The following is an 11,087-nucleotide window of genomic DNA, read 5'->3' on the forward strand; positions in this document are numbered from 1 at the left end:
TTTCAACATGCCAGGAAATTATTTTCCATATTTTTTTAAATGATTAATGTATATTGATGAAGGTTCTGGATTTCTAAAATTCATAAGGAATAATGATAAGCAAATAATACGGATTATTGAAAAGGTCATGTGGTGGATTTCGTCAACTATTGTATTGAAGTTTAAATTACAGAAGGTCTAAACTAATGTAGTTTAGCGTATGTCTTTATCATAGTAAGTTTTATGCTTCGTAGGCTTTATATTCCCTATCGTTCAGCTTAGTCTATAACTATAGCAAATGAATAAAAATCTTAAATAAACCCTGTTTAATGGGAAGTTGAAGATAAACTGCTGAAATTGTTGAGTGTATATTACGACTTCGAAAGGAAAATTAAAAAGTGTGTTTTGTTTTTTAAGAACAATTCACTTGTTTTTATCGATTTGCTGGTAATAATTGAAAAAATCTTATTGGCATTTATGTCTAAAAGTAATAAATAAGCATTTCATTTTATGAAGCTCATGTATTAAATTACGCCAAAAGATTTAATGATCTCGCATTGTTATTGTTCCGTTTTCAACGTCGCTTGAATGATGCGTAATTTTCACTTTCGGTGAGCCTGGAATGAAATATTATGACTAATCTTACTACATAAACATTGCTGATAGATTTACAGGCTGAATAAAATACGACGGTAAAATATTCAACATGGCTGGCAAGTTATCACTTGTGCATATCAAAGCATTTGTGTTGCACAAGCATGTCTTCTTGCCAAAATAAAAACACACTTGTAATTGGTAGGTAATAATGAAGAGTAGAAGAAATAATCGTGGATTGATGTCACTCAACCCTGTAGCAGCATCAATTTTGTTATCTTTACCCCTTATGACGCAAGCTGCAAATATTAATATCAAAAATGGAACATTGACTAGCGCCAATGGCGTTCCAGTTATCAATATCAATAATCCAAATGGGAATGGTATTTCTCATAACATTTATGACGACTTCAATGTTGATAAAAATGGTGTGATTTTCAATAACACTAGTTCCGGTGCAAACACAGTACTGGGCGGGGCGATTGCGGGAAACGGTAACCTTACGTCAGGAAGTGCGAAGGTCATTCTTAACGAAGTCACCTCCAATAAAAAAAGTACACTCAATGGCATGATGGAAGTCGCTGGTGATAGAGCGCATTTGATCATAGCAAACCCAAATGGAATTACGACCCAGGGAAGTGGTTTCATCAATACCGAAAAAGCGACTATCACTACCGGTAAACCGGACATGCAAGATGGCCAGCTAAAAGGCTATGTAGTAAATGGGGGAATTATTACGGTCAACGGGTTGCAAAGCGATTCCCCTACAGAAATCCTGGCGCGCTCAGTAGCCGTGGCAGGTACGGTGGTTGCGGACGAACTCGCGGTTATCGCAGGGAATAACTATATCGACACCGATGCCAAGGTTGTGGGAGCTGTGACGGCTACTGGGCTGAGAAATACGTATGGTGTCGACGTGTCAGAACTGGGGGGGATGTACGCTAACCGCATTAATCTGATCAGTACCGAAAGTGGCGTGGGGGTTCGCAATACCGGCGTTATCGCAGGAGGGATCAATGACATCAACATTAATTCCAATGGTAAATTTATTAATAGCAATGGAGAGATTAAATCCGTTGGTAATACCCATATCAACACGAACGGCACGTTAGAAAACGTTACGGGTAGCATTGTCGGTAATGGGAAAATCTTTATCGATACTACCAAAAATACTATCAGTAACACCTCCGGAGGTAACATTTCAGCTGCGTCTGATATCATCGTTAGTAGCGGAGCTTTGAATAATACCAATGGTAAAATTGCGTCAGGAACTTTACTGGCAGTAAATACAAATGGCATGACCTTAACAAATTCAGGTAAAGGAAAGACGACGGGTCTTGAAGCGGGTGTTGTCGCATTAAAAACGGGTGTGCTAGACAATAGAAATGGCCAGATTCACGGAAATTATATTGGTATTGAATCTTCTGAAATCAACACCGCCAGTGGCGCAATGGAAGCAGTCAGTGATATTTCCTTGTTAAGTACTGGAAATATTGATAACACTCAAGGCCTAATCCGTACGCAATCAGGTGGTATCAATATTGAAACAGCCAACTCCTTCATAAATAGAAATAATATTACTGCCGATGAGACAAGTGCAGATTCTTTAGGTGTTCTTGCCGGAGTAGGCGGAATCAAAGTGAAGGCTGCGACAGTGAATAATCGAACCGGTAAATTAGGATCGTCTGGCACTATCTCCATAGAAAGCACGGGTACTATTGATAATCATCAAGGAAATATTTCAGCCAATAAAAATATTTCACTATCTACCTTAGGTGCTATAGATAACTCCACGGGTAAAATCTGGTCCGACGAAATGATCTCTATAAAGGGCGCTTCGTTGAATAACAGCTTGTATGTTGGTCATATTTTAGGGGATCAGGGGGTCAAAATTGATCTCACTGGTGTGCTTAACAACCATATTGGTGTCGTGCGCTCAGAATATGGTGATGTGCAAATCAGCGCTAAAGGTGTCAATAACAAAGGGGGGATGATTGTCGGGGAAGATATCAACATTAAATCTTCTTCTTATGTCGACAACCACTATGGATTAATGGTGGCTAATAAAAAACTGACTATAGATGCTGTTACGGATATCAATAACTCATATGGTGAAGAATTTAGTAACCTGTATGGTGATTATTTCGGTATGACCGGTCAAATCGGTGGCATGATAGGACGCGAAGGCGTTGATATTACTGCAAATACATTGGATAACACTCATAGCCGTGTGATTGCAGAATATGGTCCATTAAACTTAAAGATGTCGGGATTCATCGATAATCATTATGCTTTATTGAACAGCGGTGGAGATACTAACATCAAAACAAATCTCTTGAACAATAATTACGCGACTATTTATAGTTTAGGTGATTTAAATATTGATGTTGGTAGCCTCTCCAATTATAGTTCTGGTTCAATTGAAAAAAACAACGCCACGGGTGTTATCGCTTCGGAAAAAATCTTTCGCTGATAGTTGGTAGTGGTTTCATAAACTACGGTTGGATAAATAGTAATAAAGATGCTCTCGTTCGCGTTGCTGGATTACTTTATAACCATAACACAATTGCGGCAGATAATAATCTCGAGATTAATACTGTAGACACGTTTACCAATTATAAAGATGTTGCTGCTGGTGCTACCTTGAAGGTTAAAACAGATAAGAATCTTTATAATAGCGGTGCCGGCAATATGGTGGGTAAATTAACTTATATCGATGCTGCACGTGATATAACCAACTATGGAAATTTAATCGCTGATGATTACTTACAGGTTAGTGCCGTGCGAAATATCTATAATTATAAAAATATGTATACCGAAGGTAACGCCATTATTAACGCCCAGTCTGTCACAAATAGTGGCAGTAATGCGGTATTAGGCGGCGTTAAAGGTTTAGAGTTGAATGCTGGTAAAGTCAGTGGTAGCGGTACAATTGTTGGTATATAAGCAATAGCTTAAAAGCAGCAGCATCGCTGCTGCTTTTTATTTCTCTGAGAGTGAACATGAAGGCACGGCTACCATTACTCACGTATATTTTTTTATTCTTCAGTGTAAATGCATTTTCTGATATGCATTTAGAACGTCTTGTTAAAGATCAGCAGCGGAATGATAATAATGCACTTCGGGAAAGTAAGCAGGAAAAAAAAGACGTATTTTCGAGCAAGCGAGAAAATCATCGTTGATAATATAAAAATTCCTTATGAAGAGGTTTGTTATGCAATAGACGAACTTGTCATTGATAATGATTTTTTAAACGACTCTACTCTCGACGACATAAAAAATAAGATCGCCAAAAATTGTTTCGGTGCAAAAGGTATTCAAAGCGTTGCTACATTGATACAAGATTACTTTATCAACGAAGGTTATGTGACAACTCGAATTGAAACCCCCAATCAGAATTTAAAGTCAGGCAAGCTGTGGCTAAAAGTTGTTCCTGGGCGAATCGAAAATGTTTTTATTGAAAACAACGATGTAAGCAGCGTGGTTCTACCTTTTGCAGAAAATGACATTCTTAACTTAAGAAATATCGAACAAGGTCTTGAGAACCTTCAAAAAACCCCGAATGTAGATGTAAAAATTAATATCTCGCCGGGAAATAGAGATGGATACAGTAATATCATCATTCAGATTAATCGCAAAAAAAAATGGAACGTCAGAACGGTTTATAATAATTGGGGTGATGAAAGTACTGGTAAGCACTTGATTGGCGGGGCTGCTTATTTATACAATCTTGCTGCTCTGAGCGATGTCTTTTACTTTTCTGGAAACAGTAGTACTACCGGTGGATATAAAAATATAAGTGCCTGGTATAGCTTTCCTTATGGCTTTTGGGATTACGAGATTCTATATAGTGGAAGTTCATCAAAGCAAGGAATCGCGATCGGAAACTGGAGTTATGATTATACAGGAGAGAACAGGTATCTCAGCCTGAAAGCTTCCCGCACGCTTTATCGTGACATGGCTAAAAAAATCACAATGAGCGCTGAGATACTGAGGCGTAAATCTGCTTACAAGCTTGCGGATATTGAGCTGGCATTGCAAAAGCGCGACATGGGTAACGTTCGGTTAGCGTTAAATTATAAACAAAATTTTAGCGACGCGAGCGTGGACTCATCAATCAGCTGGCAGCGATTTTTAACATGGTTTGGTGGCAGTAAAACACCAGATATGTTATCTGGCGATGCTGATAGCGCCAGTCATTTATACAATGCAAATGTGACTTATCTGAAACGTATAACTTTTTTGCCTTTTCAGTCGTGGTACGAAATGAATATTGGAGCACAATATACTCAAGCTGAACTCACCTTGCAGGATCAGTTCTCCATCGGTAATAGATGGAGCATTAGAGGGTTTGAAAACAGTGCTGGCCTTGACGGAAATAAAGGTTTTTATATACAGAATACACTTAATTTTTTGACAGATTTTGAGGGCCTTACTGCTTATGTTGGCACTGATTATGGCCAAATAAATAGTAACGGTTATTCGCAAGAGATGTATGGACAGGAAAGCATTGTGGGGGCGACCTCTGGACTGAAAGGTTCTATCCAGTCACTTGGTTATGAGATTTCATTATCTATTCCTCTGATTTATCCAAAGCATATGGATGTGGATGATTTCACGGCAAACTTTAATTTTAGTTATCAGCTATAAAATTCAGGGTGAGTACAATGGCCTACATCGGTACGGATATTGTGGAGGTTGATCGCATTACCAGAGCAATTGAGAACGGTAAGATAAATTTTCTGGAACGTGTATTTAGCGAAAAAGAAATCAATGCCATCAATTTAAATGAGCCAAATTATGAAAGAGCTTCTGGTTTCTGGGCAGCAAAAGAAGCTATTGTCAAAGCTACAGGGTTGGGTTTTAGCAATGGTATTCGTTTTCAGAATATTGAAATCTGTCATGATCACTATGGCTGTCCCTATTATGTATTGACCGGGAGATTAAAAGAGATCCTTACTGAAAAAGGAATTGCGAAAATCTCCCTCAGCATCTCGCATTGTCGTACCTACGCTATTGCCGTAGCCATTCTTTCCTGACTAATTATGTGAACTATTATGTATAAATACGATGACTTAAATAATAAAAAAGTGTTGGTTTCCGGAGCGAGTGGGGATATTGGTCTTGCTATTTGTGAAAAATTCCTTGAGCAAGGTTGTCATGTTTATGCTCTCTATAAAACACATTCAGCGCCACTTGAAGATTTAAAAACACAACATAGTGGCGGGCAGCGTTTGAATATCTTGCAATGCGATCTGGCTGATCCTGACTGTGTAAACCAACTTGGGCTTTTTTTGTCAAATGAAATCCAGCAATTGGATGTACTGATTAATAACGCCGGTATTATAAAAGATAATCTTTTTGCCTCAATGAGTTTTGATGACTTTAGCTCCGTTATCGATACAAACCTGCTTAGTACCTTCAGGCTGACCAGGGAAATGTTGAAATTATTAAGATGTGCTGAGGCGCCTGCCATTGTCAATGTTGCATCTATTGCCGCACTTGTACCCAGTGTTGGTCAAATAAATTACAGCGCATCCAAAGGTGCGTTATTAAGTTTTACTCGCACGTTGGCATCTGAAATGGCTCCGCGCGGCGTACGTGTTAACGCAGTGGCCCCTGGAATGATCGCATCGAAAATGGTTAAAAAAGTGTCAAGAACAGTGGTACGTGACGTGACGAATTCGATTCCACTTAAACGCCTGGGCAATTGTCATGAAGTGGCAAACACGATCGTTTATTTAAGCTCATCGGCATCCAGTTATATCGTTGGTCAAACCATTGTTATCGATGGTGGCCTGGTAATGAGGTGATTTATGTCCAGATATACGATTCCGGCAAAAATATTCCTCGAAATGGGCGGGTGGCGTCAGCCGTTACTGATGGTGGACAGAATTGATGACTATAAATATGGCGATAATGGCTATATCCGGGTCATAAAACATGTCACCTATAACGAGCCTTATCTGGCCGGGCACTTTCCTGAGGATCCCATTATGCCGGGCGTGCTCATCGCGGAAATATTTGGCCAGGCAAGTGAATATTTTTCCTTTTTAACTGACATTTGTGACATTTATTTTGCGCATTTTGGTGTTGAGCTCAAGACGTTGCGGGACATCTATTCTCGTATCCATGACCGCGAAGTTCTGGAGATAATTCGCGCGCGCCGTTCGCAGGTTCGTGGTGTTCTGGCTGCGCAAAATTTGAAATTTAAAGAGGTTGCCTGGCCAGGAGATACGATTGAGGTAACAAGCAAACTTGCTTTTTCTGACCCTGGCGGATTTAAACATTACTCCGTAACGGCAAATGTCGGAAAAAAGGTGATTAGTCAAGGGACGATTATTAATTTTCGTGAAAGTAACCAACCAACCAAAGGACGGTAATATATGGATTCTATGCATGATCAAATCAATGAGCGTAAAGAAGTTCTTCTTTCCATTAAAACGGAAATCATCCAGCGTTTAAATATACAGCGTGAGCCGTCACAAATTGATGACGACACACCTTTATTTGGCAATGGCTTAAAGCTGGATTCCGTTGATGCGACGGAAATCATTGTCCTCCTCGATAAAGTATTTTCTATACAAGTGAGCGAAAGTGATGATCCTTCTTATATGCGAAGTATCAATAACCTGGCCTCATTCGTTATCACTAAACGTCAGGCTTAACTTTGGATATAAATTTCTAAATAAGGATTTTTATGAAATCACTGTATGACTTACATTTGTCGAATAACGCTAAAATGGGCATCTATAATAATCGAGCCGTTCCTTCTGCCTATAATGAGCTAGCTGTTGAATATAAAGCAGTGAGAGAAAATGCATTGCTTGTTGATTATTCGCATGTCGCTATCGTTAGCGTAATGGGGGAGGATGCATGGGCATTGGTAAACCACATGGCTTCTGCGGATGTTTCCATTATTCGTGATGAACAAGGGATGTATTCTCTGGTTTTGAATGACGATGGCACCATTCGGGGAGATATTTATACCCTGTGTACACCAGATGGTTACTATCTCATTTCCGAAAATATCGCTGTGTCAGAACTTATTGAAACACTTAATGGTTTGCTGGAACGCGCTGATGAACTGGATATCGCGGAAATTCCTGAAATCAAATCAATGGATCAGGAAGAGTGGGGAGCAATAATGCTGGAAGGTCCCTGGTCATGGGAAATTCTTGCTGAAGTATATGGTTTCGACATTATCGGATTACCTTACCACGAATATATCAATCAAGATGATGGATTGATTGTGTTCCGCTGCGGCAAACACGGTGAGTTTGGCTATATGATGCTGGGAAAACAAACAGCGCTTGTTGAACTATGGTCGAAGCTTACAGATATAGGTGAGAAGTTTCTTCTTAAGACAGGCGGCCTTGAATACCAAAACATTGTTCGCGTTGAGAATCCTTGTTGGGATGAAAATATCCATGCTCTCTATAGCCGTAACCCTGTAGAGCTTCAGATGCAATGGGCTATTCAATACGACAAAGAGGATTTTATTGGCAAATCATCCGTTATTGATCTTTCTCAAGCTGGAGCACAACGTAAACTTATCGGTATGCGTCCGCTTGCCGAAAATACGGATATTGCCTCAGGCGATAAAGTGATGGTAGGTGAGAAAGAAGTCGGCGTCATTGTCAAAGCCATTTATTCCCCAGCCCTTCAATCCTTTATTGCTCTGGCATTGATTGATGAGGATTATGCCTGGTCGGATATCCAGGGATTTGATATTCGCACTTCACTCGCTGTGATTTCTGCTAAAACTCACAATGTGCCGTTTCTTTACAACTTAAGTATGTTGATTAACCCGATAGAGCACAATTATGTCGAGTTTGCGAAATCACACATTATTTTAAATGAGTCAGTTGATTCTCACCAGAAATAACTAATTGATTATTGGTGTCAATTGTCACGTATTGGCGAAACATCCTCGCAGCCGCGGAGAATCATTATGACGTCTAGCAGAAAGAGAGTTGTTATTACAGGGATGGGCATACTCTCATCCCTGGCAGAAAACCTTCATGATTTTAAACAGGCGCTATTAGATAAAAAATGTGGCGTTACAGATAGCCAACGGTTCAGTACATGGTTTGAAAACGCACGTGCCGCGGAAGTACTGCATAACATTGACTATTCTGAACTGTCAGATGAGATTGTGCATTCATTGGATAATGCGGCATTGTGGGCTTACAAAGTCGGTAAAGACGCGTTAAGACAGGCGGGTTTGCTAGACAATGAATCCTCTCTTAATGAGACAGGCTTAATTATCGGTGTCTCCTCCGCAGGTACAGAGGCTTTTTTGCCGCTTTTTGAGCAGCGCATTGATGATTTCTCGCTGCGTAAAGCAATTTATTCAGGAGGGTTTTCCTCCTGTTGCTCCAGCGTTTCGACCTTACTTGGCCTTAAAGGTGGCGTCGAATTAGTTGCCACAGCCTGCACCGCCAGTCCAAATGCCATCGGTATGGCGTTCGATTACCTGCAAAATGGCAAAGGCAAAACCATGCTGGCAGTGGGCACTGAGCCTATCTACTTGCCGACATTCGCCGGTTTTTATGCACTCAATGTCATGCATCCCGATGCCTGCTCGCCTTTCTCCGGCCAGCCTGGCATGTCAATCGGAGAAGGTGCAGGCGCTGTCGTGCTGGAAGAGTATGAACATGCAGTCGCGCGCGGTGCCACTATTTATGGTGAAATCCTCTCCTATGCGACTTCATGTGACGCTTACCATGAAACCGGGCCCGATCCGCGTGCAAATGGTGCGGTGCAGGTCATGCTTAAAGCGATGAAAAATGCGGGCGTTACTCCCGATCAGATCGATTATGTCAATGCGCACGGCACTGGAACGGAAGCCAATGACAGAATTGAGACGATGGCGATGAATAAGGTTTTTGCCAATCGCAAAGATCTGCTTGTCAGTTCGACCAAATCTTATTTCGGCCATAACATTGGCGCGGCGGGCATTGTTGAACTAATCGCCTGCCTGGTGACCCTCCTGGATAACAAAGTATTACCGACGCTTAATTTTTCAACCGCTCGCCCGAACTGCGATCTGGACTATGTTGCCAATGCATTCAGAGACAAAGAAATTAACGTGTTTCTGAATAATAACTATGCCTTCGGCGGAAATAACTGCTGCATGGTTGTGAGTACCAAACCTGGCTCAGTACCAGTCAGTCATTATTCTAAAAAGCGTGTTGCGATTACCGGGTTTGGCGCGATTACGGCCATTGGCCATACAGTCACCGACATTTTGCATAATATCTGGCAAAACAACGCAGTTCAGGCGTTAGGCGATGTGACGTTCCCTGACGATACACTTACTGAAGCCAAAGAGTTGCTGGCAGTACTGGAGAAAACCGATCAGCTGACAGAGATGTTCGGCAGCCAGTATGTCGCAAATTCGGGAACCTTGCCGGAAGAGAGTGAGCATTTTAAAACGTTCCAGGTGATGAATCTTGATCCGCGCAAATATCTGCGCCGTTTCGATTCACGTAAAGCCACACGTGGTGGCACGCTGGCATTGGTTGCGCTAGCAGAAGCGTTAAATACAGCGAAACGGAAGATCAAACGCGACGGTGAAGAGCTCGGCCTGGTCATGGGGATGTCGCGCGGTCCACAAGAAACCACTTATAAGTACCTACAAAGCTTAAAACCTGATCCGCGTAAAGTGCGCACATCGGAATTTCCGGGTTCGTTGATGAATTCCATCGCTACTTTCTGCGGCATTTCAGAAGGGATCAAAGGCTATACAACAACCCTGGCGACGGGCGAGAACGCCGCGCTTGGCGCATTAACCTATGGCTATGAAATTGTACGACAGAATGTGCAACCCCAGGTCATCGTGGGAGGAGCAGATGAGTTTTTCCCCTCGATGTCGCTCTATATGGATGCTGTCGCACAAAAAATACATATGACCTCCGCAGCCAGTGATTATCAAATTTATGGCAAAGCGGCTAAAGGTTTTGTGCCTGGCGAAGGTGCTTGCATGCTGTTGCTTGAAGACCCGCAAGCTGCTCATGATCGTGGTGTTGATGTGCTGGCCGAAATCGTCGGTTACGGGAAATCCTGTAGCAACACTTATTTCGATGCGACACAACTGGGCGAAAAGTCATCTACTATGGCGCTGGCTATTAAGCGAGCCATGTCTGACGCAGGGATCGGCCCTCAGCAGATCGATTTAATCTGTGGTAGCAGTAATGGCGGTCAACAGGATTCGCAGGTTGAAATTGATGCAATTCGGGAAATTTTTCAGCAAGAAAATCCGCAGGTGCCCGTTGTCAACTATAACGCCTGTTTCGGCTTTGTTGCTTCTGCTGCCGGACTACTCAATCTGCTGGTACTTATCGAATGCATTAAAACACAATCTGTTCCAGCCATTCCTCATACCGAAGTGTTCGTTGATTCGCAGATCAACTTCGTTCAGGAACCGCTGAATCTCACCATTAAGCATGCACTGCTGCTCGGGGCGACAGAGGGTGGCAACTATTATGCGGTCGTAATTAAGGGGTAAT

General features: G+C 41.7%; 9 protein-coding genes. All 9 read left to right on the plus strand.

What is annotated here, in order from left to right; genetic code table 11:
* Nucleotides 1-784: 784 nt before the first annotated feature.
* The 9 genes from Q5705_08665 (at nucleotide 785) to Q5705_08705 (ending at nucleotide 11,086) form a co-directional block, all read left to right on the plus strand.
* Nucleotides 785-3,046: a filamentous hemagglutinin N-terminal domain-containing protein gene (locus tag Q5705_08665; GenBank protein WLI78596.1), complete on the plus strand. Its 2,262-nt coding sequence runs from the start codon at nucleotides 785-787 to the stop codon at nucleotides 3,044-3,046.
* 170 nt (nucleotides 3,047-3,216) lie between these two features.
* The gene (locus Q5705_08670) at nucleotides 3,217-3,519 is read left to right on the plus strand and encodes a hypothetical protein (protein WLI78597.1); all 303 of its coding nucleotides are present in this window, start codon (nucleotides 3,217-3,219) and stop codon (nucleotides 3,517-3,519) included.
* Nucleotides 3,520-3,687: 168 nt separating this feature from the next.
* Nucleotides 3,688-5,223 (plus strand): ShlB/FhaC/HecB family hemolysin secretion/activation protein, encoded by a 1,536-nt coding sequence (locus Q5705_08675; GenBank protein ID WLI78598.1) that lies wholly within the window; start codon nucleotides 3,688-3,690, stop codon nucleotides 5,221-5,223.
* Nucleotides 5,224-5,240: 17 nt separating this feature from the next.
* A complete protein-coding gene (gene acpS, locus Q5705_08680; GenBank protein WLI78599.1) occupies nucleotides 5,241-5,612 on the plus strand; it encodes a holo-ACP synthase in 372 nt (123 codons plus the stop codon).
* 18 nt (nucleotides 5,613-5,630) lie between these two features.
* Entirely contained in the window at nucleotides 5,631-6,386 is a 756-nt protein-coding gene (locus tag Q5705_08685; GenBank protein ID WLI78600.1) for an SDR family NAD(P)-dependent oxidoreductase, read from the plus strand.
* 3 nt (nucleotides 6,387-6,389) lie between these two features.
* Entirely contained in the window at nucleotides 6,390-6,956 is a 567-nt protein-coding gene (locus Q5705_08690) for a 3-hydroxyacyl-ACP dehydratase FabZ family protein (protein ID WLI78601.1), read from the plus strand.
* 3 nt (nucleotides 6,957-6,959) lie between these two features.
* Nucleotides 6,960-7,241, plus strand: coding sequence for a phosphopantetheine-binding protein (locus Q5705_08695; protein WLI78602.1), 282 nt, complete (start codon nucleotides 6,960-6,962; stop codon nucleotides 7,239-7,241).
* A 32-nt stretch (nucleotides 7,242-7,273) separates the two neighbouring features.
* Nucleotides 7,274-8,461 carry an aminomethyltransferase family protein gene (locus tag Q5705_08700; GenBank protein WLI78603.1) on the plus strand — a complete coding sequence of 396 codons (1,188 nt, stop codon included), beginning with the start codon at nucleotides 7,274-7,276 and terminating at the stop codon, nucleotides 8,459-8,461.
* A 66-nt stretch (nucleotides 8,462-8,527) separates the two neighbouring features.
* Complete coding sequence (locus Q5705_08705; protein WLI78604.1) at nucleotides 8,528-11,086, plus strand: beta-ketoacyl-[acyl-carrier-protein] synthase family protein; 2,559 nt, start codon at nucleotides 8,528-8,530, stop codon at nucleotides 11,084-11,086.
* Nucleotide 11,087 lies beyond the last annotated feature (1 nt).

This window comes from Kosakonia sp. H02 (assembly GCA_030704225.1).
GTDB lineage: Bacteria > Pseudomonadota > Gammaproteobacteria > Enterobacterales > Enterobacteriaceae > Kosakonia.

Bases quoted from the DNA above. Each gene is read 5' to 3' on its own strand.
- Q5705_08685 (WLI78600.1), top strand. From the start codon at position 5,631: ATGTATAAATACGATGACTTAAATAATAAAAAAGTGTTGGTTTCCGGA.
- Q5705_08665 (WLI78596.1), top strand. From the start codon at position 785: ATGAAGAGTAGAAGAAATAATCGTGGATTGATGTCACTCAACCCTGTA.
- Q5705_08690 (WLI78601.1), top strand. From the start codon at position 6,390: ATGTCCAGATATACGATTCCGGCAAAAATATTCCTCGAAATGGGCGGG.
- Q5705_08675 (WLI78598.1), top strand. From the start codon at position 3,688: ATGCACTTCGGGAAAGTAAGCAGGAAAAAAAAGACGTATTTTCGAGCA.
- Q5705_08705 (WLI78604.1), top strand. From the start codon at position 8,528: ATGACGTCTAGCAGAAAGAGAGTTGTTATTACAGGGATGGGCATACTC.
- Q5705_08695 (WLI78602.1), top strand. From the start codon at position 6,960: ATGGATTCTATGCATGATCAAATCAATGAGCGTAAAGAAGTTCTTCTT.
- Q5705_08700 (WLI78603.1), top strand. From the start codon at position 7,274: ATGAAATCACTGTATGACTTACATTTGTCGAATAACGCTAAAATGGGC.
- acpS (WLI78599.1), top strand. From the start codon at position 5,241: ATGGCCTACATCGGTACGGATATTGTGGAGGTTGATCGCATTACCAGA.